The sequence below is a fragment of the Pseudomonas fluorescens genome (genome assembly GCF_018614775.1).
GTDB lineage: Bacteria > Pseudomonadota > Gammaproteobacteria > Pseudomonadales > Pseudomonadaceae > Aquipseudomonas > Aquipseudomonas fluorescens_BY.
Window position 1 is genome coordinate 1 of record NZ_JAGGOF010000070.1, and the last position, 23807, is coordinate 23807.

General features: G+C 60.0%; 16 protein-coding genes, 4 tRNA genes and 1 pseudogene. 16 read left to right on the top strand and 5 right to left on the bottom strand.

Annotation, left to right across the window (positions count from 1 at the left end):
- Nucleotides 1-34: 34 nt before the first annotated feature.
- Nucleotides 35-955 carry a recombination-associated protein RdgC gene (rdgC, locus tag J7E36_RS18100; RefSeq protein ID WP_014339706.1) on the bottom strand — a complete coding sequence of 307 codons (921 nt, stop codon included), beginning with the start codon at nt 953-955 and terminating at the stop codon, nt 35-37.
- A 160-nt stretch (nt 956-1115) separates the two neighbouring features.
- Here rdgC and J7E36_RS18105 point away from each other — a divergent pair.
- From J7E36_RS18105 to J7E36_RS25615, 7 genes and pseudogenes are all read left to right on the top strand, one after another.
- Nucleotides 1116-1191 (top strand) — tRNA-Val (locus tag J7E36_RS18105).
- A gap of 19 nt (nt 1192-1210) precedes the next feature.
- Nucleotides 1211-1287 (top strand) — tRNA-Asp (locus tag J7E36_RS18110).
- Nucleotides 1288-1460: 173 nt separating this feature from the next.
- Nucleotides 1461-1536 (top strand) — tRNA-Val (locus J7E36_RS18115).
- 17 nt (nt 1537-1553) lie between these two features.
- Nucleotides 1554-1630 (top strand) — tRNA-Asp (locus J7E36_RS18120).
- 408 nt (nt 1631-2038) lie between these two features.
- Complete coding sequence (locus J7E36_RS18125) at nt 2039-4942, top strand: EAL domain-containing protein (RefSeq protein WP_215005694.1); 2904 nt, start codon at nt 2039-2041, stop codon at nt 4940-4942.
- 629 nt (nt 4943-5571) lie between these two features.
- Nucleotides 5572-6498 (top strand): annotated as a pseudogene (locus tag J7E36_RS25610) (methyl-accepting chemotaxis protein); the annotation flags it as partial.
- Nucleotides 6499-6642: 144 nt separating this feature from the next.
- Nucleotides 6643-7356: a methyl-accepting chemotaxis protein gene (locus tag J7E36_RS25615; protein ID WP_435304182.1), complete on the top strand. Its 714-nt coding sequence runs from the start codon at nt 6643-6645 to the stop codon at nt 7354-7356.
- Between the two features lie 40 nt (nt 7357-7396).
- Here J7E36_RS25615 and J7E36_RS18135 read toward each other — a convergent pair whose 3' ends face one another.
- Both J7E36_RS18135 and J7E36_RS18140 read right to left on the bottom strand, forming a co-directional pair.
- Nucleotides 7397-8533, bottom strand: a complete 1137-nt coding sequence (locus J7E36_RS18135) for a catalase family protein (RefSeq protein ID WP_215005699.1) — start codon at nt 8531-8533, stop codon at nt 7397-7399.
- A 28-nt stretch (nt 8534-8561) separates the two neighbouring features.
- Nucleotides 8562-10370 (bottom strand): di-heme-cytochrome C peroxidase, encoded by a 1809-nt coding sequence (locus J7E36_RS18140; RefSeq protein WP_215005702.1) that lies wholly within the window; start codon nt 10368-10370, stop codon nt 8562-8564.
- Between the two features lie 271 nt (nt 10371-10641).
- Here J7E36_RS18140 and J7E36_RS18145 point away from each other — a divergent pair, with 271 nt between their 5' ends.
- From J7E36_RS18145 to J7E36_RS18180, 8 genes are all read left to right on the top strand, one after another.
- Nucleotides 10642-11355, top strand: coding sequence for an FKBP-type peptidyl-prolyl cis-trans isomerase (locus J7E36_RS18145; RefSeq protein WP_215005705.1), 714 nt, complete (start codon nt 10642-10644; stop codon nt 11353-11355).
- Between the two features lie 292 nt (nt 11356-11647).
- On the top strand, nt 11648-12103 hold the full coding sequence (locus tag J7E36_RS18150) for a YkvA family protein (protein ID WP_215005708.1): 456 nt from the start codon (nt 11648-11650) through the stop codon (nt 12101-12103).
- A 115-nt stretch (nt 12104-12218) separates the two neighbouring features.
- Nucleotides 12219-12560: a helix-turn-helix domain-containing protein gene (locus tag J7E36_RS18155; protein ID WP_215005711.1), complete on the top strand. Its 342-nt coding sequence runs from the start codon at nt 12219-12221 to the stop codon at nt 12558-12560.
- Nucleotides 12557-12928: a hypothetical protein gene (locus tag J7E36_RS18160; protein ID WP_003179080.1), complete on the top strand. Its 372-nt coding sequence runs from the start codon at nt 12557-12559 to the stop codon at nt 12926-12928. The genes J7E36_RS18155 and J7E36_RS18160 overlap by 4 nt, the downstream gene beginning before the upstream one ends.
- Nucleotides 12929-13330 carry a sel1 repeat family protein gene (locus J7E36_RS18165; RefSeq protein ID WP_215005714.1) on the top strand — a complete coding sequence of 134 codons (402 nt, stop codon included), beginning with the start codon at nt 12929-12931 and terminating at the stop codon, nt 13328-13330.
- Between the two features lie 203 nt (nt 13331-13533).
- Nucleotides 13534-17955: an RHS repeat-associated core domain-containing protein gene (locus J7E36_RS18170; protein WP_231286407.1), complete on the top strand. Its 4422-nt coding sequence runs from the start codon at nt 13534-13536 to the stop codon at nt 17953-17955.
- The gene (locus J7E36_RS18175) at nt 17928-18269 is read left to right on the top strand and encodes a scabin-related ADP-ribosyltransferase (RefSeq protein WP_331275366.1); all 342 of its coding nucleotides are present in this window, start codon (nt 17928-17930) and stop codon (nt 18267-18269) included. The genes J7E36_RS18170 and J7E36_RS18175 overlap by 28 nt, the downstream gene beginning before the upstream one ends.
- A 4-nt stretch (nt 18270-18273) precedes the next feature.
- Nucleotides 18274-18660: a hypothetical protein gene (locus tag J7E36_RS18180; protein WP_215005719.1), complete on the top strand. Its 387-nt coding sequence runs from the start codon at nt 18274-18276 to the stop codon at nt 18658-18660.
- Nucleotides 18661-18684: 24 nt separating this feature from the next.
- Here the strand turns inward: J7E36_RS18180 and J7E36_RS18185 are convergent, their stop codons facing one another.
- Both J7E36_RS18185 and J7E36_RS18190 read right to left on the bottom strand, forming a co-directional pair.
- Entirely contained in the window at nt 18685-20460 is a 1776-nt protein-coding gene (locus J7E36_RS18185) for a bifunctional diguanylate cyclase/phosphodiesterase (RefSeq protein ID WP_215005721.1), read from the bottom strand.
- A 130-nt stretch (nt 20461-20590) separates the two neighbouring features.
- On the bottom strand, nt 20591-22669 hold the full coding sequence (locus tag J7E36_RS18190) for a carboxy terminal-processing peptidase (RefSeq protein WP_215005727.1): 2079 nt from the start codon (nt 22667-22669) through the stop codon (nt 20591-20593).
- Nucleotides 22670-22808: 139 nt separating this feature from the next.
- On the opposite strand from J7E36_RS18190, the gene J7E36_RS18195 reads away from it, so the two are divergent.
- Nucleotides 22809-23771: a zinc-binding dehydrogenase gene (locus J7E36_RS18195; protein WP_215005724.1), complete on the top strand. Its 963-nt coding sequence runs from the start codon at nt 22809-22811 to the stop codon at nt 23769-23771.
- The last annotated feature ends 36 nt before the right edge of the window (nt 23772-23807 follow it).

The following is a 23807-nucleotide window of genomic DNA, read 5'->3' on the forward strand; positions in this document are numbered from 1 at the left end:
AGACAGTTGCTCCCACAGTGGAGATCAACAGCCTTTAGATCCCCTGCGGAATCTCTTCCCCGCCCAGCGCTTCCACCAGCGCCGGCAAAAACTCGCCAAACGTCAGCATCATCAGCGTGAAGCTGGCATCCAGCTGGCCGAGGGCTTCGTCGCCACCGTCCTGCTCGGCCTGGTCTTGCAGCAGGTCTTCGAACTTCAGGCGCTTGACCACCATCTTGTCGTCGAGCACGAAAGACAGCTTGTCCTGCCAGGCCAGCGACAGTTGCGTTACGACCTTGCCGGTGTTGAGGTGCAGCTGGATTTCGTCGCTGGTCAGGTCCTGGCGCTTGCAGCGCACGATGCCGCCATCTTCGTGGGTGTCGCGCAGTTCGCACTCGTCCAGCACGAAGAAATCGTCGGCGGCTTTCTGGGTCTTGACCCAGTCGGTCATGGTGGCGGTCGGCGCCATTTTTACCGTCAGCGGACGCACCGGCAGCGAGCCGATGACTTCACGCAGGGTGGACAGCAGGTCCTCGGCGCGTTTCGGACTGGCGGAGTTCACCAGGATCAGGCCCTGTTTCGGCGCGATGGCGGCGAAGGTGGATGATCGGCGAATGAATGCACGGGGCAGGAACGCCTGAATGATTTCATCCTTGAGCTGGTCCCGTTCCTTTTTATAGACCTTGCGCATTTGCTCGGCTTCGATCTCTTCGACCTTTTCCTTCAGGGCATCGCGCACGACGCTGCCCGGCAAAATGCGTTCTTCCTTGCGCGCGGCAATCAGCAGGAAATCCTGGCTGACATGCACCAGCGGTGCGTCTTCGCCTTTGCCAAACGGCGCGACGAAACCGTACGTGGTCAACTCCTGGCTTGCACATGGACGCGCCAGTTTGCTGGCCAGTGCAGTTTCCAACGCCTCGGCATCAAAAGGCAGATCTTGGGTCAGGCGATAGATAAGCAGGTTCTTGAACCACATGGGGTGAGTCTCTCCTTTATACAAAGGGGGGCATTATTCTCTGCGCGGCGCCATAGGCCAACCCTCCGCTAAGCCTTTGGAAGGCCTGAAAAAATTAATTTAAAAAGTGCTTGCCAGCTTAAGGAGTGCTCCGTAGAATGCGCGCCACACCGAAAGCGAAGGGTGATTAGCTCAGCTGGGAGAGCGTCTGCCTTACAAGCAGAATGTCGGCGGTTCGATCCCGTCATCACCCACCATTCGTTTCAAGTGTTACGCGCAGCGGTAGTTCAGTCGGTTAGAATACCGGCCTGTCACGCCGGGGGTCGCGGGTTCGAGTCCCGTCCGCTGCGCCATATTCGGTTACCTGGAGCACTGAACGCCAGGTCACCACGGAAAGCCCGCTCACGCGGGCTTTTTGCTGTCTGGAGTTCCTGCGGTGCACAAGCTCACTTTTTTTGCTGAATTTTTAATTAAATCAGCACGTTACAAAAAACTGTGAGAGAATGCGCCCCGCATCGAAAGTGCAGGGTGATTAGCTCAGCCGGGAGAGCGTCTGCCTTACAAGCAGAATGTCGGCGGTTCGATCCCGTCATCACCCACCAAGCTTTCAATGTTACGCGCAGCGGTAGTTCAGTCGGTTAGAATACCGGCCTGTCACGCCGGGGGTCGCGGGTTCGAGTCCCGTCCGCTGCGCCATATTCGCTTCCACCAAGGCCACTGAACGCCTGGAAGCAACGCAAAGAGCGGCCTATGGCCGCTTTTTGCGTTTATGGCATTCCGTCGAAATTCACCAGCCAAGCATTTCCGGTACGTTACACAGTACGTCGCGAAAGGGCAGTAGGGTAATGCCTACACGAATTGTCGGCGTGCCTACCCGTAAATCGGCATCGCCCGATGGCCGACATCTGCACATAGCCTGCATCCTGCGTCATGGCATTTGCTGTCAGTTTTTTTCGACGCCAGGCTACTGATGTCGGCACCTGCCAGCAGGTTCGCCACCGGATGAAGAATCCACCTGGAGCGTAACAATCAACCCGCCGCCGAGATTCATGTTGGCCGGGCCTGACCTCTCACATGTTGGAAAAAGCAGATCCTCGCGCGACCATGAAAGAACCGATCCCTCCGACGTTTCCGCATAGGACACGGAAAGCCTTCCTTACGGGCGGTCAACCCAGCAACCTCACGGCCACCAGCGATGCCGAAAGATGTATGGCGGGTTTCATCGCCAACGTGCCTGGTTTTGTCTATACATTGCGTCGCTCTTCAGAAGGGCGTTGCAGTTTTCCCTTCGCCAGTCACGGCATTGTCGACATGTACGGCCTGCAGCCTGAAGACGTGCAAGACGACGTGGCGCCCCTGCATGCGCTTGTGCATCCCGATGACCGGCCCAGTATCGAGGCTGGTCTGGCCGAATCGGCGTTAACGCTCTCGACGTTGACGCTTGTTTTCCGCATCTGCCGATCTGGTCTGCCGGAGCGTTGGATAGAGGCGCGCGCCACTCCACAGCGCGAAGCCGACGGTGCCATTGTCTGGCACGGCTTCATGTTTGACGTCACGGAGCGTAAGCAAGGCGAGCATTTGGTCGAGGAAGTCAGAAACCGCTTGACCAGCGTCATAACAACGCTTCCGGATTACGTCTGGTTGAAAGATGCCGAAGGTGTTTACTTGACCTGCAATCCGGCGTTCGAACGTTTCTTCGGCGCACTGGAGGCCGACATTGTCGGCAAGACCGACTACGATTTCGTTGATGTCGAATTGGCGGATTTCTTCCGCCAGAAAGATCGGGAGGCCATGGATGCCGACACCATTCGTATCAATGAGGAGTGGGTGACGCTTGCCGAGGATGGTCGGCGAATACTGTTGGAAACGCGCAAGGTGTCGGTATATGGCGCCAATCGCAGTGTTGCCGGCGTACTCGGTATCGGCCGTGATATTACGGAACGCAAGCGGCGTGAAGACGAGCTAGGCCTGTTGAAGTACGCCATCGATCATGTCGAGGAAGCGATTTTCCTGATAGACGAAGAGGCGAGAATCTCGTACGTCAATCCGCACGCTTGCCGAGGCTTGGGCTACAGCCAGGAAGAGTTGCTAGGCTTGAGCGTCCCGGACATTGACCCCGACTATCAGCAAGCCATCTGGCCGGAACATTGGTGCGACCTCCAGGTCAATGGCTCGCTGACGTTTGAATCCCGCCACCGAGCGAAAGATGGCCGCATTTTTCCGGTTGAAATTTTAGCCAACTATTTTGAGTCCAGCGGTCAAGGCTACAACATGGCCATGACTCGCGACATCACTGAACGCAAGCGCCTGGAGGCACTGCTGCACACCCGAGAGCAGGAGTTTCGCACCCTAGCGGAAAACTCGCCCGACACGATCTCCCGTTACGACAAGGACTGCCGAAGGAGGTATGCCAACCGCAAGTTGATAGCCGACATGGGCGGGGACTTGGCGCAAATCCTCGGCACCACGCCTATCGAATTTCCCGGCGGCAGCCACGCGCAGGGATACATGGACAAGACACTCGAAGTCTTCGAGACGGGCGAGCCGCGCGATTTCGAACTGCACTGGCAGGCGGACGGTCACGAATACTGCTCCCATGTCCGCATGAGTCCCGAGTTCGATGATGCTGGTCAGGTGGCGCAGGTGCTGGCAGTCGGACGCGACATCACGGAAATCGACCAATACCGCAAGAAGGTGCAGTACCAGGCCTTTTACGATGGCTTGACCAAGTTGCCGAATCGCGCACTGCTCTTCGACCGTATCCAACAGGAGATCACTCAAGCCAAGCGGTATGGCAACGGGTTTGGGCTGATGCTTCTCGATCTGGACCGCTTCAAGGAAGTCAACGATACGCTGGGGCATGAGGCCGGCGACCGCTTGCTGTGCGAGGTGGCACATCGCTTGAAATTCGCCGTGCGCACCTCCGACACAGTGGCGCGGCTGGGTGGCGATGAGTTCGGAATCCTGCTGACGGCGGTGAGCGACAAAAACGACCTGAACACGATCGCCGGCAAGATATTACAAGCGCTGGCCGCTCCTTTCATGATCGATGGCGGTGAACTGTTCGTATCGTCCAGCATCGGCATCTCGCTGTATCCCGACGACAGCGTCGAGATGGATGCGCTGCTCAGGTATTCCGATATGGCGATGTATTACGCCAAGAAGGAGGGGCGCAACAATTTCCAGTTCTACCATGGAAAATTGAGTGTTCAATCCTCTGAAAGAATGGAGCTGGAGTCAGCCTTGCGCAAGGCCTGTGGCAAAGGTGAGCTGGCCTTGCATTTCCAGCCGCAGATCGAGCTACCGAGCGGGTGCGTAGTCGGGGCGGAAGCCTTGCTGCGCTGGAGCCGCCCGGGGCATGGGATGGTGCCACCGGACCGGTTCATCCCGATCGCCGAGGAGTCCGGGTTGATCGTCGACATTGGCGAGTGGGTGTTGGCTAACGCCTGTGCCGCCGTGGCGGATTGGAACCGGGAGCACGAAGCGATGTTGACTGCACCGCTGAAGATGGCCGTGAACGTATCGACACGCCAGTTCTTGCGCAACGATCTGGTGGGATCGGTGCGCCGCATCCTGGCCGACAGCGGATGCAGGGCCCAATGGCTGGAGTTGGAGATCACCGAGAGCCTGCTACTGGACGACAGCTTGGAAGTGGCACGGATGCTGACGGAGTTGGATCAGATGGGGGTAACAATCTCGATCGACGATTTTGGCACCGGGTATTCAGCATTGAGTTATCTGCACCGTTTCCCGGTGGCGCAGATCAAAATCGACAAGTCGTTCGTGCAAGATGTTCCGCATGTCCGCCGCCAGTGCGAATTGGTGAAGGCCATGCTGTCGATTTCAGCGGCGTTGCAGTTGGAAGTCGTGGCGGAGGGGGTGGAAACGCAGGCGCAGGCGGACTACCTGATAGCGCAAGGCTGCCGGCGAGTACAAGGCTACTTGTTCGGCAAACCCATGCCGCGTGCCGCCTTTGAGGCTTTGCTGACGGCAACGGCTATCGTATGAGAGTAGATGGCGCGTCGGAGGCTCCCGTATGCGGATCCAACCTGCCGCATTGCAGGCGGTGTTCGAGAACGGCACCTTCGCCGGCGCGGCACGCATGATTCAGCGCCATCTGGCGGTGCTCCAGAAAAGGCTAAACGTAGCGCGCGGCACAAGGGTGCCTTGGCCGGGGTACTCCTATCCCTGCTGTAAAGTCAGTCTTGGCCGATAGCGCCCAAGCCTACCTGATCATTAAACTATTTTTCATGAGTCAACCCCTCTCAGCAAAGGACGCCTGAAAACGAACAGTTGGCTTGGGAAGAGTCTTTTTTTGCATTCATGGAAATGGCTTCCAGGCTGGGGTTCCATGAGGTGGGCGGTTTAAGTACGGATTTTTAAATGCGGCCTACAGAACAAGTCTGCCTGCTTTTATTTCTGATTAATCAGCATCCAGTGTCAGGATTTTATAGAGACCTTTTCACTGGTATTAATGCTTAGCGAGGAAGTTAATGAGTAAGGTATTCGGTAACCTCAGCGTGGGCTTAAAGCTCGCGCTGGGTTTTACTCTGGTTTTGCTGCTGGCATTGATGATTGCCTTTACCGGTTGGTTCGGTTTGAACGCTCTGATCCAGCGGAGCGAAAAGCAAGTGCTAATGCTCGAAATTGAGAATGTTGCCAAGGAAGTTCGCATTGCGCGGTTGTCCCATACAATTAACTATACTGCCGCCAACGCGACGACTGTCATCAACGTGCTGGACAAGCTCGATCAGTATTTGCAGCGTGCCCAAAACGTGTATGTGCTTCCTCGTGATGTTCAAGCAATCAATGACGAGGTGGGTTTAGCGAAAAACTACCGCGCGGAATTTATCCGGCTCAGCCAGGCAATCGAGGCTCGCGAAGCCACTCGTAGCCTATTCGACAGGTACGCTGAAACGGTTGCGAATGAGTTCAACAAGATCGATGATGCGCTTCACAAGCGTATTTTTCCTGAAGAGGATGCCGAAAAAAAAGAGGCGCTTCTGGATTCTATCGTCAATCAAAACCTGTTGTTTCAGAAAGCCCGATTTGAACTGCGTGGTTACATTTCCGGCGGCAAAGCCGAACTGGAGCAACCTGCTCTGGATGCCATTGAGCGGGCCCAAAATAATATCAAACAGATCGCTGCAATGATGCCCCCTGAACAAGCTGATGGCATACAGCGTGCCAGTCAGGCTCTGTTGGGTTACCGCTCCACTGTGGGCCAATTTCACGATGCACAGTTGGCGGCTGAACGGGCACAAAAAGCACTGGATACCCACATCACTCAACTGTTTGAGTTGTGCAAACAGGTTTCGATCGAGCAAGTTGTGAAGCGTGATCAGGAATCCGACCAAGCTAAAGTTCAACTAAGCAGTACTGCCGGCGTGGCTTTGTTGCTGGGTATTCTGGCCGCCTGGATCATCAGCCGTCAGATCACCCGTCCGATCCGAGAAGTCCTCGGCGTTGTCGACCGCATCGCGGCTGGCGACCTCACTCAGAACCTGCTGGTCACCCGTCGTGATGAGTTGGGGATGTTACAACAAGGCATTCAGCACATGGGCGAGACCCTGCGCAACCTTATCGGCGGTATTCGTGACGGCGTCACGCAGATATCCAACGCGGCGGAGGAGCTATCGGCCGTGACCGAACAGACCAGCGCCGGGGTCAACAGCCAGAAAGTCGAGACCGATCAAGTCGCCACTGCCATGCACGAAATGGCTGCCACCGTGCAGGAAGTCGCACGCAACGCCGAACAAGCTTCACGTGCCGCCGCCGATGCCGACGGTCAGGCTCGTGAAGGTGATCAGGTGGTTGCCGAGGTCATCGAGCAGTTCGAACACCTGGCTGCTCAAGTGATGCGCTCTACCGAGGCCATGGTCCTGTTGCAGCAGGAAAGCAACAAGATCGGCAGCGTTATGGACGTGATCAAGGCCGTGGCGGAGCAGACGAACCTGCTGGCCCTTAACGCTGCTATCGAAGCGGCCCGTGCCGGCGAGGCCGGTCGTGGTTTTGCCGTAGTCGCCGACGAAGTTCGCGGCTTGGCCCAGCGTACTCAACAGTCCACCGAGGAAATCGAGGGCCTGGTCGCCGGTCTGCAAAATGGCACACGGCAAGTCACCAGCTTGATGAGCCAGAGCCGCAGCCTGACCGATAGCAGCGTTGAATTGACGCGCAAGGCCGGTGTGTCATTGGGAAACATCACCCGCACCGTTTCAAGCATCCAGATGATGAACCAGCAGATTGCTGCCGCCGCGGAGCAACAAAGCGCCGTGGCCGAAGAGATCAGCCGCAGCATCGTCAACGTACGCGACGTCTCCGAACAGACCGCCGCTGCCAGCAACGAAACGGCCGCATCGAGTGTCGAACTGGCGCGATTGGGTAACCAGTTGCAGATGATGGTCAGCCATTTCAAAGTCTGAGGCCCAGGTCCCATTCGCCCGAATGATTGACACTCTTTACCTATTGCTCAGCATTACGACTGTGCCGGTAATCGCTGACCGCCTCATACACCGCTTTGCGCAGACGGTTGATGCCGCCAATGGGGCGATGCGCCTCGATGCCGAACCAGGGGTTGAAGGACTGGTTGTCGCAGGCCAGGTTCAGCTTGGGGGTGTCGAAATCCTGGGCCGGCACCTTGATGCGGGCCACGGTCTCGAACGGTGCATCACTTTCCCGCCAGTCAATGCTGGTGTCTTCGATCGGCATGTACTTGCTCGGGTCCTGGCGCTGGATCTGCAAGACAAAACACGCCGGCACTCGGTCTGTGGATAACTGCTGGTTGAGGGCGCTGCGCAGGAAATTCGGCAGGGCCTGGTTTTGCGCGGGCAGGGCATACGCCGGGCAGTTGTCCGGGTCCGGTGCTACGCGAAACTTCGCGTTGGCTGCGCCGAATTTGTAGGGCGATACCGAAAAGTAGGTGGTCTGGGTCGGACTGGCCGGTGGCGGTGAAAGGGTCGCGAGGGCAATGAACAAATGACGAATCTGCCAGCTGCGCGGATCCATGCTCGGGAAGAACGCCGTGACTTTTTTTCCGTCGGCCTGGGCGGCCACGTTCTGACGATATTCGGCGACATCGCTGACGAAGAAGTTCGAATGATTGAACATCACGAAGTCCTGTTCGCCAAATGATTGCCGGTCAGCCAGCAGTTGCTTGCCCGGCACGTCCAGCAGCTTGATCGCCATCCCGCGCGCATCCCGCAGGCTGTCGAACTGCGGGTAGGCATTGCCATTGGACAGCCGAATCGTCGCTTGCCAGACCTTGCCCGGCTCGGCAAACACACCCTGGCGCAACGGGGCCGGCAGATCGCTCGGCACCTGCACTTCGGCCATGACACAGCCGTGCGCCTTGGCATGGGCATCGCGCAGGTAGCGCGTGCCATCGCGGTGCTGATCGACGATGCGGATCGCGGTCTGGATGATGTCCTGGGTCATGGCGGCTTCGCCGGGCGGAATCTGCTCCTGGTCCGACACCGGGCCGCTGTGTTGCCAGGCGTACCAGGCCGTCGCCAGCGCCCAGCCGAGCAGGCCGATGCCCAGCAGCCACAGGAGCGTCTTGCCCAACAAGGCGCCGAGGCGCAGCCAGAGCGTGATCAACATGGGGAAATCCTTTTGCCTGTGAGTTTCATCATTGCAGTTGCGACTCCAGCGGGCCGCCGAGCACCTTCAGGTATTCCAGCAAGGCCCAGCGTTCCTGCGGTTGCAACAGGCGGCCAATGACGCCGTTACCCTTTTCGCCGGCGCGGAATTCATGGCCGCTGTTGTGGTTGCCGGTGATCCGGGTGTCGAACAGAAAGCCGTTGGCAAAGGCTTCGGTGCGATAGCCGAGGTGCCTCGGGTCGTACTCGAAGCTGCCTTTAAAGAAGGTGGTCGCCCGCTCGTCCTGGGGTGAAAGCAATTGGTATATCGTTGGCACCGAGCCGTTGTGCAGGAACGGTGGCGTGGCCCAGACGCCCGCCAATGGCCGGGCCTTATAGGCGCGCAGCTCACGCACGCCGATGGGCAGGCCGAAGCCGTCCAGGGCCGGGCGCTCGGCGGCGGTAACCCCGGCATCGCGGTAGGCGCGGTTTTCGACGAAAGCCGTGACGTAGGCCAGGCCCTTGGCGACCGAGAGTTGGCTCAGGTCCAGCGGCTCTTTCGGGGTCGGGTGCAATTGCACTTCCAGCTTCGCCAGTTCGGCCGGGTCCCATTGCAGGCTGGTCAGGTCGAAGCGATGGTCGGCAATGTTATTGGCGGTGCCCGGGTCGGTGCCGATCACCTTCACGGGCAGCATGTGCAATTGCTGCACCGGCCTGTCGGGCCCCTGGACCACCTGGGGGACATGGCAACCGGCGCAGTTTTCGCTGAACAGCGCCCGGCCTTTGGCGGCCAGGGGTTTATCGATCGTGCCCAGCAGCGGCTCCGGCCACACGGGCGGCTTGAGCAACTGCAAGGTTTCTTCGATCTTGTTCAGGTCGCGTACGCGTACGCTGGAAGGGTAGCGCGCGTCGCCCTGCAACGGTTTGCCCTGGGCGTCGAAAAAGCTCAGCGTCGCGCCGACCCCCAGCGCTTCGCCGACGTTACGGGCCATCGGCTGCTGGGCCGATCCGTTCCATTGCACCCAGTCGAATGTCCACATTTCCCACAGCTGCGGGTAATCCACCGGTGCGTTGGCCACCCGGTAGTTGTCCGGCGAAATGGCATCGCCGAAGCTGGCGTTGGCGATGCGGCCAAAGGCGTCGGTGCGGCCGGGGCCTTCTTCGGTCGGGTAGAGGCCGCGATGGGTGTCGTTCCAGGCCGTGCGCAAGAATGTATCCATGGAGGCCTTGAACGCCTGGCGCAGGTCTTCATGGCGAGCGTCGTAGTCGTTACCCAGAACTTGACGGGCAAAACGTTCGAATTTCCATGGGTTGTAATAAGTCGAAACAAGACTGGCGACCAGTGCCTGTCCGAAACTGCCACCGCGCAGCGTAGGAACGCTGGAAGGCAGCACGTGCTGGGCCGAGCCACCGTCGATCCGTATCGCCTGGCCCTTGAAGCGCAGCTCGCCGGTGTGACAGGCCGCGCAGGTGATGTCCAGGAATTCGTCGGTGCTGCCCGGGTTCTGGTGCCGGGCGAAACCCACCGGCAGGTTGCCAGGGTTATCCGCTGAGGCTTTCTGGGCCGGGTCCACCAGGAAGCCGAAGCGCGCCAGGTACTCAGGCGAAGCGAAGCGTTGTTGCGAAAACGGCAGTTCGAGGGCGGTGAACCAGTTGTAATGCAAGCCTTTGACCTGGGTGCCCTGGGGGGTGAAGTAGTAGGTCTGGCGCTCGGCGGCGCTCCATTGGTCCAGGTAATGCACCTGTTCGGCCGGGGTGTAGAAGGGCAGGCGCGGGTTGGCGACGTAATACAGCACCACTGCCAAGACCACGATCAGCAGTGCGAGCAGCAACAGAAGAATGCGAGAGAGAAGGCGCACGGTAACGTCCTTGTATTTTTGATACGCCCTTATGCCTCAGTGCTGCCTCACGGGCAAGTGGCCATTAGCTTTGCCTCCCATGGCGGCGTGGTAATCGGGCCCTGTACGAAACAGATGACAGAGGCTTCATCTGCCCGAGGCCAAAAAGCGTTTGCCAGCCTGAACTTATCCTCGCTTTGTGGCTCACATGCCGGTAGCCATTGGTCGTGGCCGCCTGATAAGCTCGCGGCTTTACTCGATTGCCCTTTAGGCGCATGAACAAGGAAATAGCATGAAACAGCATCGGTTGGCGGCGGCGGTGGCCCTGGTTGGCCTGGTACTGGCGGGTTGCGACTCGCAGACCAGCGTAGAGCTGAAAACCCCGGCGCAGAAAGCTTCCTACGGGATCGGCCTGAACATGGGCAAGAGCCTGGCTCAGGAAGGTATGGATGACCTGGACTCCAAGGCGGTTGCCCAGGGCATTGAAGATGCCGTCGGCAAGAAAGAACAGAAGCTGAAAGACGAAGAACTGGTCGAGGCCTTTGCTGCACTGCAAAAGCGTGCTGAAGAGCGCATGGCCAAGATGAGTGAAGAGTCGGCCGCTGCCGGCAAGAAATTCCTCGAAGAAAACGGCAAGAAAACCGGCGTGACCACCACCGCTTCCGGCCTGCAGTATGAAGTGGTCAAGAAAGCCGATGGTCCACAGCCCAAGCCGACCGACGTCGTGACGGTGCACTACACCGGCAAGTTGACCAATGGCACCGTGTTCGACAGCTCTGTTGAACGTGGCAGCCCGATCGATCTGCCGGTCAGCGGCGTGATCCCGGGTTGGGTCGAAGGGCTGCAACTGATGCACGTCGGTGAGAAATACAAGCTGTACATCCCGAGCGACCTGGCCTACGGCGCCCAGAGCCCGAGCCCGGCAATCCCGGCCAACTCGGTCCTGGTGTTCGACCTGGAGCTGCTGGCGATCAAGGATCCGGCAAAAGAAGACGCAGCCAAGTAATCGCGTCAGCTTTAAAAACAACGCCTCGCTTATGCGGGGCGTTGTTGCATCTGGCCCTCGGCAAATGTAAAAAAACCGAACGCACCACGCAGGCTAGAGTCATAGGCAATACAGGCGCTGTGCTAGCCGCAGTCAGCCGGTCAAGTCAATGAAATATTGGGTTTTTTTATGTGAGTAAAAAACGCCCGATCTAAGCCAAGCCCTTATGAGACGGGGGCTTCAGCGCTGAAATGCAGCTCTGTTCACAAGGTTATCCACAATTTGTGTGGATAACATTTCAGTGGGAGAAAAAATGAAAGCGCCGTGGAGTTTTGCGCGATTTCTACCTCTGGCCGGGCGCTTGCTGGCCCGCGGTCGATTGCCGACGTTATTGTTCGCTGTCGCCAGCAAAAGCGCCCGGGAGGGTGGGCGGCTGGGTAAGCTCAAGGAAGACCTGCGCCTGTTGCAGGCCCTGTGCCTGGCCTACTGGCGGGGCGAGTATCGCGCTGTCAGCGCCAAGTCGATGCTGTCGGTGGTGGCCGGCCTGATGTATTTCCTCAGCCCCCTGGATGCGATCCCGGATATCCTGCCGATGTTTGGCATGTTCGACGACATCGCCGTGCTGGCGTGGGTCATGAAGACCCTGGATGGCGAACTCGAAGCGTTCCGGGCCTGGCGTTATCGCCAATCCCCCGAGAAGCTGGCCCGGGTCGAGAGGCTCCCCGATACCCCCGAACAACTCCAGCTCCAGGGTCAGGAAAAACCCTGATCCTGCGTGTTCTTCCCCATAGAATTCATCGCCCCACGACCTTAGCCGGTATTTAGGATTACACTTCCTAGAAAAAAGGCTGACTCGCTAAGTGTTGTTGTCCTACGGGGTAGACATGGATATTCAAGTAATCACCCGCGACGGAGAGCCCGAATACGCGGTTTTGCCGTGGGAGCAGTACCAGTCGTTACTGAAGGCCGCAGGGCTCGATCAAGCACCGTCGCGCGAAGCGACAGTCCGGCATGCGGCGGTACCGGGCCAGGTTCTCCCTGGCCTGGATCAATTACGCAGTTTGCGCGAAGGGAAGGGCATCGCCATCGAGGCGCTGGCCCGCACGGTAGGTATCAGCCCGTCTTATCTGGCCTTGATCGAGAGCGGTGAGCGTCAGCCCGATGCCGCGATTCGGCGCAGTCTGGCCTGGGAATTGACGGTACCGGGTTGGAGGGATGAGTCGTGAGCGTACGCATCAGTCGGCAGCATTGGGATGGGTTGTTGGGTGAGTTGGACCAGGCGCGCCGCCAGCGCCATTTGTTGACGTACCGCGCCCTGCTGGAGCGTTTGCAGCTCCCCAGCCCGGCGATGCAGACCCTGACCGCCGCCCTGGAGCATCTGGCGGCGCTGGACGCCCGAGCGGAACAACCGCTGCGCAGCTCGCTGGTGATCAGCCAGGGCGCGAGCCGGTTGCCGCGCACCGGTTTCTTTGAATGCGTCGAGCGCCTGGGCCGCTTCTCCGGGCCTTCCGATGGCGTGGCCGCCGCGTCCTGGCACGCTTCGGAAGTGGTCCGGGTGTTTGAATACGAATACCCCGAGTCGGCGGAGGCCTGAGTGCTCTGGCGACTCAAGGCGCGAGCCGGTTACTGGTTGGCGCGGCGCTTGTTTCATTGGGCGTGGTTCGTCCGCCAGCCGCGTGGCTGGGCCTGGCTTGAAGGCCAGTTCTCACGCATGGCCAATCTCGGTGACGTGGGCGCCCAAAGTTTCTACGGACATATCCTGACGTTTCGTGGCCATGGGTTGGGCGCGCGCGAGGAGGGCATTCGCCTGCTGCGGCTGGCGGCGCTGGCAGGTGATGGCAAGGCTGCCTATCAAGTCGGTGTGATCAGCTTGGCCGGCACTGCCAGCAAGGCGCCGGACCGCGTCGAAGCGGCACGCTGGTGGGCCTTGGCGGCGAAGGCCGGGCACCCGTTGGCGGAGCTCAAACTCAAGTCGCTCCAAACCGGCGACCAATAGGGTTATCCACAGCCCGCCAGGCACCTGCCGTTGAGGGTTGGTTCGGTCGCGCGTATTTAGCGAATTAACCTACATTCTCCGCTGCATTTCCTGACTTATTTCCTCATTCATCCCCGGCAAAGTCTCGCGCTTCCTGAGCGCTGCGAGACGCCTGCCATGTTCGACTGTTTTTGCCTGCTGGTCCTTGAGCGAGCCGGGTCCTGATGGATCAGGCGAGCCGCATCGAGCAGGAGCTCGACAGCTTCGAGGACACCCTGTCCGTCTATCGCGAACAGCTCGAGCGTTGGTACAGCCAGGCGGCGGACCGAGCCAGCCATGCGGCCGATCTGCCCTCGCTGATGGGCATGGAGCGGCTGATCCGCTTCGGCGACAGCACCACCGCTGTCAGCAGCGGCGACGATGATTTTTTCTCCACGGTCGCCCAGTGCCCGCGTAGCGGGGTGATGATGATCGAGAGCAAGGTCGAGTCGGTGTACGACATTGCGCTGGGCGACATCGTGGTGGATGTGGTGGCGGTGGACACCGGCGAGGTCACGCCGGTCAGCCTGGATGCACAGGGCCTGGGCGCCTTCCATGGCGAGGCGGGCAAGCGCTATCGGGTTCATGTGCAAAATAAGGTGTCGCCCGCACAGCTGCAGGCACTGTTTTCTTCCTACGATGGCCTGAGCGCTGAGCTGACGGACTGGTTGCGCGGCGAGTGGCAGGGTTTCAAGCCGCAGTGGGCGCAACAATCGGTTTGCGCTTCGGCGGCTGCGGTGGGCAATGGCCTGCTCGCCGGTAGCTGGGCGGCGATTGACGGCGTGTGGGACAGCATCAGCCTGATCGCGGACATCCTCAAGGACCCCGGGCAGTTCGCTGACCGTTTGGGTGACAGCGCCAGGCAATTGCAAGACCTGGCGCAGGCCGCGCCGCAGGTGATGGCAAAGCTGCAGTTGCTCGCCAGCGATGAAGCGGCGCTGTGCCTGCTGGCACGCACCGCCAGTCTCTGGTTGCAGATGCTGCCGCCCAGCGAAGTCGCCGGTGGCACCGCCCAGACCTTTGCGACGTTCGCCGTGCAGTTGATCATCGACCTGCTGATCGGCGTTGTCCTGACCTTCGCTGGAGCAGGCGCCGGGATTGCCTACCTGTCGATGCGCCTGGTCCGCGTAGGCGAACGCCTGCTGGCCGCCGCGCAGCGTTTCATCAGGGCGATTTTCGCCGTGGTCAATGGTTTCATGATCTACGTGGACCGCTACAAAACCGTGGCGGCCCGAGGCATTGCCGCCGGCGTGAAGAACGGTCGGATGCAGCTGCGCTGGGACGCACAGCGCAACACCACGCTGAAAAGACACGAACCCCACGACGACGCCCCTGCCCAATCGAAAAACCCCAACGGCGACAGCGCCGACAGCGCGGCCCTGACCCGCACCAGCGGTTGCCCGGTGTCGATGGTCACCGGCGAAGAGCTGCTGACCCTGGAAGACGGCACGCTCGATGGTCGGCTGCCGTTTGTCTTCACCCGCCTGTACCGCACCAGTGCCGCCGACCTGGACATCGGGCTTGGTCGCGGCTGGAGTCACGCCCTGGCGCATCGCTTGCTGGTCGAGGGCGAGCAGGTCATCTGGGTCGATCAGGAAAACCGCCGGACCGCGTTTCCGCTGCCCACCACCCAACGTCCGGTTATCCATAACAGTCTCGCTCGCGCGGCCATTTACCTCGGGGTCGAGACGGACGAGCTGATCATCGCCCAGCCGGGCGAACAGGCGCCGTTCCTGCACTTTCGCGACGGTCGCCTGTTCGCCCTTAGCGACCGCTACGACAACCGCCTGACCCTCCAGCGCAACATCAATGGCGACATCAGCCGCCTGGACAATGGCGCCGGCCGCAGCCTGTGCCTGCGTTACCAGCAGCGCCACCTGATTGCCGTCGACTATCAGTCTTTTCATCCGGCCGCCACCGTGGACGACGCCTGGCGCACCGAACAGACGCTGGTGTCCTACCGCTACGACGGACGTTTTCGACTGATCGAAGCGACCAACGCCGCCGGTGAAACCGAACGCTACGACTACGACGACCAGCACGTCATTCTCCAGCGCCAACTGGCCGGCGGCGCGAGTTTCTACTGGGAGTGGCAGGGCACCGGGCAAGCGGCCCGCTGCGTCCGGCACTGGGCTTCGTTTGCGCAGATGGACAGCCGCTACACCTGGGGCGAGGACGGTAGCGTCACGGTCCGGCATCTGGATGGCAGTGAGGAGGTGTATGTCCACGATGACCGGGCGCGGTTGGTGCGCAAGGTCGAGCCCGATGGCGGCGAGCACCTCAAGGCCTATGACGATCAGGGCCGGTTGATCGCCGAGCAGGACCCGCTGGGTGCCGTCAGCGAATACCGCTACGACGAAGTCGGACGGCTGGTGACGCTGATTCCGCCTGAAGACGAGCCCACGTCCTACGAATATCGAAACGGTTTCCTGCACGCTCGCACCCAGGGCTCAGGTCGCGGCAAAGCGCTCTGGACCTACCCACGTAACGCCCAGGGCGACGTGATCGAGTCGGTCGGCCCCGACGGGACCAGCACCTTCTACAAATACGACGCCCGAGGCTGTCTGGTGATGATCACTCACCCTGACGGCAGTTTTCATGATTTCGCCTGGAATGCACTGGGGCAACTGACGGAAGAGGTCCTGCCCGACGGCAGTCGTCGGTGTTATTCCTACGATGCCCTTGGGCGCTTGCTGTCCCGCCACGACGAACACGGCGCCCTTACGCATTACCAATGGGACGCCGTAGGCCGGCTGCTCCAGACGACCTTGCCGAACGGCGCCAACCGGGCCTGGACTTACAACGCCTACGGCAAGGTCACGTCCGAGCGCGATGAGCTGGGGCGCATCACCCGTTACGAGTACGCCGACGACCTGCACCTGGTCAGCCGCCGTCTCAACCCCGACGGCAGTGAGCTGAAGTACCGCTACGACTCGGCGCGGCTGTTGCTCACGGAGATCGAAAACGAATCCGGCGAAAAATATCAGCTGGACTACACGCCCAACGGTTTGATCCGACAGCAAGTGGGCTTCGACGGCCAACGCACTGCCTACGCCTACGACCTCAACGGTTACCTGCTGGAGAAAACCGAGCACGGCGCGGACGGCTCGCAACGGGTCACCGCTTACCAGCGCGACGCGGCCGGGCGGCTGCGGGTCAAGACCCTGGCCGACGGCGAGGCGATCCGCTATCGCTATGACGGGCGGGGGCGGCTGGTGGAAGTCGATGACGGCACCGATCATCCGCTGGCCTTCGAATACGACGCCCAGGACCGGCTGATCACGGAACACCAAGGCTGGGGCACCCTGCGCTATCGCTACGACGCCTGTGGGCGACTCAACCACCTGCGCCTGCCGGACCACAGCCAGCTCGATTTCCATCACGCCAAAGGTGGTGCGCTGACCGCCATCGACCTCAACGGCGCGCGACTCACCCACCATCGGTTCCGAGGTGGACGAGAACTGCAGCGCCAACAAGGGTCGTTGCTCAGCGAATACGCCTACGACGACCAAGGCCGCCTCAAGGCCCAGACCGTATGGCAACACCAGCAGCAACTGTTCTGGCGCGACTATGCCTACGACGCCAAGGGCAACCTTGAAACCCAGGCCAATAACCGCAACCGTCGCAGTTACCAGTACGACCCGCTGGATCGGCTGATCAGCATCCAGTATTCCCACAGCGACCCGCTGGAACAGTTCAGCCACGACCCGGCTGGCAACGTGCTGCTGCATGACCGCCCGGGCCCGACCACCCTCAAGGGCAACCGCCTGCTGATAGAAGGTGATCGTCGCTACGACTACGACGCCTACGGCAACCTGATCCGCGAGCGCCGTGGCAACGTCCCCAGCCTCGTTGCCGACTATCGCTACGACAGCCAGCACCGCCTGATCGGCGTCACCACGGCGGACGGTCGCGAAACGTCCTACCGCTACGACGCCTTCGGCCGACGTATCAGCAAGACCGTGAACGGCCTGACCACCGAGTTTTTCTGGCAGGGCGATCAGCTCGTCGCCGAGAGCAGCCAGCGCCACCACCGCAGCTATGTCTACGAACCCGGCACCTTCCGCCCCCTGGCGATGCTCGACGGCAAAGGCCTGGCAGCGCGCCCGTTCCACTACCACCTCGACCACCTGGGCACGCCCCAGGAACTGACCAACCCCGCCGGCGAGCTCGTCTGGTCGGCGCGCTACACCGGCTACGGCAAACTCATCGAGGCCAAGCACGACGGCGGCGAACAACTCGAACAACCCCTGCGCTTCCAGGGCCAATACTTCGACCCCGAAAGCGGCCTGCACTACAACCGGCATCGCTACTACAATCCCGACACCGGCCGCTACCTGACGCCCGACCCGAGCCAACTGGCGGGTGGGCTCAATGGGTATCGGTACACGGTGAACCCGACGGGGTGGGTGGATCCGTTGGGGTTGGTGGATTGCCCGGGGAAGGGCGGGTGCCGGCCGGAGGTTGGGGGGCAGGATCCGGCGGGTAAGGTTGGGGTGGATGAGGGTGGTCCCAATGTTCCTCAAACCCAATCAAAAAACACCTATCCTATCGAGGCGATTCAAGGGAACCATGGGAAATTTTTGATGCTGGTTTTGAACCTTTAGGGTTCAGTACCGATTTATTTTTGCATGCCAGAGATAATCGAAATCCGCCTAGTATTTATGTGAGTACGACAAGCTCGAAGTCGGAAGCAGTAAAATTTGCGACTGGCTTTGGGTTCGATTCAGGATATGTGTATGTGCTGAAAAACGTGGTGGGTATTGATGTGAATAAAAAACTGGGTTTGCTGTCACCGCATCGAAAAGAGGTGGAGATAGCTGTTCCAGGAGGGGTTGATAAGAAAGATATAGTGGGGGCCACGCCTGTGCATGCCGACGGGTCGTATGTTGGATACTCTATTCCTAATTTTGATAGGTGATGAAATGGCTGTTAAAGAGGTTGTAATTGAAGTGGATGGAGTGATAAAGAGTGCGAAATTCGAATGCGATCGAAAAACCGTGACTATGCTGGTTACTATGCCGGATGGAGTGTTGAGGAAATACACTGGGGTGGATTTTTACTTGTGCTTGGGAGAAGTTAGGCAAGAGTTTTCTGATGTCAGATTTTTATGCAAGGGGGCAAAAATTAATGTTTACCCTTCGCGGATGTCCTCTCAGATGGCCAATGGCATAGTTGCCTACGAGCTTCGCTGGGGCGAGCCAGCAGTCGAGAGCGACATGGTCAACATTTTTGACTATGAGGATCAGGACTTGGTGACTGATATTCAGGAGCAGACCGATTACTATCAGGGCTGGCTGCAATCTTTTTGACCGATAGCGATTACCAGAGCAGCGTCAAACCACTGCTTCCGATAACTCCACCGCCGCAGCCTCAACCAAATACAAACTCCCCCCCATTATCTCCTTGGCATGATGCTTGGCCTGCGAAGCCAGTTCCGCCAACTGGCTCGCATTCAACTCATCACATGCCTCCGGGCGCAGATGCACCACCCCGATGGACAACGACAACAACGCAAAATCCTGCCGCACACCCTGCCGGTTCAACGCGGTGAAACAGCCAGCCTCCAGGTGTTCGGGTCGGTAGAAGCGCCGGCAGTGGGTCTGGAAGTCGCTGAGCAGTTGGTCGAGGCGTTTGCGCCAGTCTTCCGGGCCGAGGACCAGGAGGAAGTCGTCGCCGCCGATGTGGCCGACGAAGTCGCGGCTGGGGTCGATGCGTTCGTTCAGGCATTGGGCCAGGCACAGCAGGACTTCGTCGCCGCGACCGTAGCCATAAATGTCGTTGAAGGGTTTGAAGCTGTCGATGTCCACGTAGCAAATCACTGATTCCTGGCGTTGCTGGAGCAGGCGTGTGAGGCATTGCTGGATCGGTACGTTGCCCGGCAGCAGGGTCAGCGGGTTGGCGTAGCGGGCCTGTTGGATCTTCAGTTCGGTGATCAGCTTGAGCACGTCGATCACCCGGCCCAGGCCGATGTAGCTGCCGTTGAGGGTGATGATGAAGTCTTCTTCGATACGTTGTCGGGCGCGGCTGGTGATCAGGCGGCTGACTTGTTGCAGGGACTGGTTCAGTTCCACGGCGAGGAAGTCATCACTCATCAGGCGGCTGATGGGTTTGCGCGCGAACAGGTCGGTGGCGAAGGGCTTGAGCAAGGCGTCCGAGAGTGAGTGGCGATGAACGATGCCGCAGGGCTGACCCTGGTCGTCCAGCACCGCCAGGGAGTTGAGGTTGGCCTGGCGCCGGAACGCTTCCAGCACCGTGGCGGTGGGTGTGTTGTGGGCCACCGCCGGTTGTTCATTGAGCAGTGCGCCGAGGTCGTTGACGTCATCGGTCAGCGGCACTGCGCCGCTGTCCTGCCGGGGCATTAGCGCCCGGGCGTCGCGTGACGGTTGTTCTTGGGGGCGGGCGAGCAGGTAGCCTTGGACCAGATCGACGCCCATCTCGATCAACACCGCCAGTTCTTCCGGCAGTTCGATGCCCTCGGCAATCACCTGGGCCCGTGATGTGCGGGCGATCTTCAGGATCGAGCCGACGAATTCGCGCTTGAGCGCATCCTGATGAATGCCATCGATGAAGTGCCGGTCGATCTTCACATAGTCAGGCCGCAATTCGGACCAGAGCCGCAGGCTTGAGTAACCGGCACCCAAGTCGTCCAGGGCGATGGAAAACCCCATGGCCCGGTAGTGATGCAAGGCGTTCTGCAACAGCTGGAAGTCATCGATGGGGGTTTGTTCGGTCAGTTCGATCACCACCTGGCTGGGCGGGATGCCGAAATCCTGCAGCAGTTGCAAGGTGCGCCCGGTCTGGTGGGCGGATTCCAGCAACGATTCTGGCGAGACGTTGAGAAACAGCTTGCCCGGCAGCTTTTGCTCATTGAAGCGCTGGCAGGCGCTGCGCCGGCAGGCCAGCTCCAGTTCGCTGAGGCGTCCGGCCTGGCGCGCCACGGAGAGCAGGGCGATGGGGGAGTGCAGCGGGCTGTTGGACGGGCCGCGGGTCAAGGCTTCATAGCCGAGGATGCGCCGTTCGGAGAGGCAAATGATCGGTTGGAACAGGCTGTGCAAACCGCTTTGAGCCAGGATGGAACTCAAGGCACCCAGCTGTTCTGTCGTGGTCATGGCGATCTCTGGCGATAAAAAAAGGACTGGGCGCGGCCCGTTCAAGGGTGCGCCCAGTCCTGTATTTCACGACAGACTGATGTCAGTTTGATGACACTCAGACGAGGGCCATCATTAAATGGCCATCATCCTAGTGCTTGGCGACCGCCGTGTTGAGTTTCAGATAATCGAGCAGGATGCGCCCGGTTTCGCTCAGGTAGGCATCGTCTTCCGGCTTGGTTTTTTCCGGCTCGGCGATCAGGTCTTCGTCTTCTTTCTTCAGCTCTTTGAGCGGTTCTTCGCCCTTGGCCTTGCGACGCAGGTTTTCCATGACCAGTTGCTTGGCTTCGATGTCGGCATGTTGCGCGCGACGATCAGCTTCGTTGAGGGAGACGGTTTTCTCCAGCATCAACTTCTGCGCCAGCGCCAGCTTGTCGCGGATGAACACGAACTCCGCGTCCTGGGCCGTGCGGGTGTCATGCTCGGACTTTAGCTGGGCCAGGAACGGCTTGAACGGGTCGACCGCCGGTTTGATCGCCGGCTTGATGGTGTCCCACGGCATCGCCTCGGGCAGGGCGCTTTCGCCGATTTCCTTGGTGTCGATGATCGACGGGTAATCGATGTCAGGCAGTACGCCCTGATGCTGGGTGCTCTGGCCGGACACCCGGTAGAACTTCGCCAGGGTCAGCTTCAGTTCGCCGTGGTTGAGCGGCTGGATGGTCTGCACGGTGCCCTTGCCGAAGGTCTGGCCGCCGATGATCAGCGCGCGGTGGTAGTCCTGCATGGCGCCGGCGAAAATCTCCGAAGCCGACGCGGACAGGCGGTTGACCAGCAACGCCATCGGGCCTTTGTAAAATGCGCCCGGGTTCTCGTCTTCCAGCACGTCCACCCGGCCATCGGCGTTACGCACCAGCACGGTCGGGCCCTTGTCGATGAACAGGCTGGTCAGCTCGGTGGCTTCCTGCAAGGAGCCGCCGCCGTTGTTGCGCAGGTCGATGACGACCCCGTCGACCTTCTCTTTCTGCAGTTCGGTCAGCAGCTTCTTGACATCGCGGGTGGTGCTCTTGTAGTCCGGATCGCCGGCGCGGAACGCCTTGAAGTCCAGGTAGAAGGCTGGAATCTCGATGACGCCGAGCTTGTAGTCCTTACCGTCCTGCTTCAGGTTGAGGATCGACTTCTTCGCGGCCTGCTCTTCGAGCTTCACCGCTTCGCGGGTGATGGACACGATCTTGCTGGTCTGGTCGTTCGGCGCATTGCTGGCCGGAATGACTTCCAGGCGCACCACGGAACCTTTCGGGCCGCGGATCAGCTTGACCACTTCGTCCAGGCGCCAGCCGACCACGTCGACCATTTCCTTGCCGGCCTGGGCAACACCGATGATCTTGTCCGCCGGTCCGACCTGCTTGGTCTTGTCCGCAGGACCCGCCGGTACCAGGCGCACGATCTTGACCTGATCGTTGTCGCTCTGCAGGACCGCACCGATGCCTTCCAGGGACAGGCTCATGTTGATGTCGAAGTTCTCCGCGTTATCCGGCGACAGATAATTGGTGTGCGGGTCGTAGGACATGGCGAAGGTGTTGATGTACGCCTGGAAGATGTCTTCGGCGCGGGTCTGGTCCAGGCGAGCCAATTGGTTCTTGTAGCGCTTGGTCAGCGTTTCCTGGATCTGCTTGGGATCCTTGCCGGCGATCTTCATGCGCAGCACCTCGTCCTTGACGCGTTTGCGCCACAGGTCATCGAGGTCGGCCGTGCTTTTGAGCCAAGGGGCGTCCTTGCGGTCGACCAGCAAGGTTTCCTTGGCGTTGAAATCGATTTTATCGACGCCTTTGTCCAACTGGGCAAGGGCGTAGTCCAGGCGCGACTTCACGCGGTCCAGGTAGCGCTTGTAGATGATGAACCCGGCGTTCAGGTCGCCGCTCTTGAGGAAGTCGTCGAACTGGGTTTTCCACTTGTCGAATTCGGCGATGTCGCTGGCCAGGAAATAACTGCGCGATGGATCCAGCAGCTTCAGGTAGCTGTCGTAGATGATGACCGAGCGCGCGTCATCGAGTGGCGGCTTGCTGTAGTGATGACGCTTGAGCAACTCGACGACGTTCAGGCTGGCAATCACCTCGTCGCGATCGGGCTGAAGCTTGTCCCAGCTGTTGGCTGCGAACGTATCGCTCGACATTGGCAACAGACCGAGGCCAATGACTAGCGCGAGGGCGGTGCTGGGGAACAGGTGCTTCATGCTGATTCGACGCAGGGACAATTGATAACGCATAGTAGGCCGTCTTTGAAGTCGCCGGTTCCATGTGGCCCGGGCGCATAATGCAAGAAAGCCCGGCGTTACAGCAGCGGGCCCAGTCAAGACTCACTATGGAGGCACCGTGAAAGCATTGCAAGGCGTTGAAGGCCAAGTGGTATGGGCAGATGAGCCGAGCCCTGTGTGCGATGTCGGACAAGTCCGTATTCGGGTGGCGGCGGCTGGCTTGAATCGGGCCGATTTGTTGCAGAAGGCCGGGCTCTATCCGCCGCCACCCGGTGCCAGCCAGGTGCTGGGGCTGGAGTGCTCCGGGGTGATCAGCGAGGTCGGGCCCGGCTCGTCCTGGCAGGTTGGCGACCGCGTTTGCGCGTTGCTGGCCGGTGGCGGCATGGCCGAGGAAGTGGTGGTCGATGGCCGCCATGTGTTGCCGGTGCCGGAGGGCTTGTCATTGGCTGAAGCCGCCGCCCTGCCTGAGGTCTACAGCACCGCGTGGCTGAATCTGTTTCAACTGGCCGCGCTCAAGCCGGGTGAAAAAGTGCTGCTGCACGCGGGCGCCAGTGGCGTTGGTTCGGCCGCGATCCAGCTGTGCAAGGCGTTTGGCAACCCATGCTGGGTCAGCGTCGGTTCGGCGCAGCGGCTGGCTTACTGCGAGGCATTGGGCGCCCAGGGTGGTGTGGTGCGCACCGACGATATCGACAGCCTGAACGACCTCGGCCCTTTCGACGTGATCCTCGATCCGGTGGGTGCGAGCTACGCCAGACTCAATGTGAAACTTTTGTCAGTTGACGGCCGTTGGGTGATCATCGGGCTCATGGGCGGTCGCACCGCCGAGTTTGATCTGGCCCAAGTGCTGGGCAAGCGCATTCAGTTGCTGGGTTCGACCCTGCGCAGTCGCGATGAGCAGTTCAAGGCTGATCTGATCAGTGAGTTGGGCCAGCAGGTCTGGCCGCTGTTTGCCGAAGGTCGTTTGAATCCGCAACTGGCGAAAACCTTTGCCATCCAGGATGCCGAGGCGGCGTTTGCGGAACTGGCGACCAATCAGGTGTCGGGGAAGTTGGTGTTGGTGGTTGATGGGAGCTTGAGTTAATCGGGGTTGCAGAGGATTTGTGGGAGCGGGCTTGCT

What these genes read in the sequence shown, in the direction of transcription:
- rdgC (WP_014339706.1), bottom strand. Translation starts at nt 955, where the DNA reads ATGTGGTTCAAGAACCTGCTTATCTATCGCCTGACCCAAGATCTGCCT.
- J7E36_RS18125 (WP_215005694.1), top strand. Translation starts at nt 2,039, where the DNA reads ATGAAAGAACCGATCCCTCCGACGTTTCCGCATAGGACACGGAAAGCC.
- J7E36_RS25615 (WP_435304182.1), top strand. Translation starts at nt 6,643, where the DNA reads ATGCACGAAATGGCTGCCACCGTGCAGGAAGTCGCACGCAACGCCGAA.
- J7E36_RS18135 (WP_215005699.1), bottom strand. Translation starts at nt 8,533, where the DNA reads ATGTTGATCACGCTCTGGCTGCGCCTCGGCGCCTTGTTGGGCAAGACG.
- J7E36_RS18145 (WP_215005705.1), top strand. Translation starts at nt 10,642, where the DNA reads ATGAAACAGCATCGGTTGGCGGCGGCGGTGGCCCTGGTTGGCCTGGTA.
- J7E36_RS18150 (WP_215005708.1), top strand. Translation starts at nt 11,648, where the DNA reads ATGAAAGCGCCGTGGAGTTTTGCGCGATTTCTACCTCTGGCCGGGCGC.
- J7E36_RS18155 (WP_215005711.1), top strand. Translation starts at nt 12,219, where the DNA reads ATGGATATTCAAGTAATCACCCGCGACGGAGAGCCCGAATACGCGGTT.
- J7E36_RS18170 (WP_231286407.1), top strand. Translation starts at nt 13,534, where the DNA reads ATGGATCAGGCGAGCCGCATCGAGCAGGAGCTCGACAGCTTCGAGGAC.
- J7E36_RS18180 (WP_215005719.1), top strand. Translation starts at nt 18,274, where the DNA reads ATGGCTGTTAAAGAGGTTGTAATTGAAGTGGATGGAGTGATAAAGAGT.
- J7E36_RS18185 (WP_215005721.1), bottom strand. Translation starts at nt 20,460, where the DNA reads ATGACCACGACAGAACAGCTGGGTGCCTTGAGTTCCATCCTGGCTCAA.
- J7E36_RS18190 (WP_215005727.1), bottom strand. Translation starts at nt 22,669, where the DNA reads ATGAAGCACCTGTTCCCCAGCACCGCCCTCGCGCTAGTCATTGGCCTC.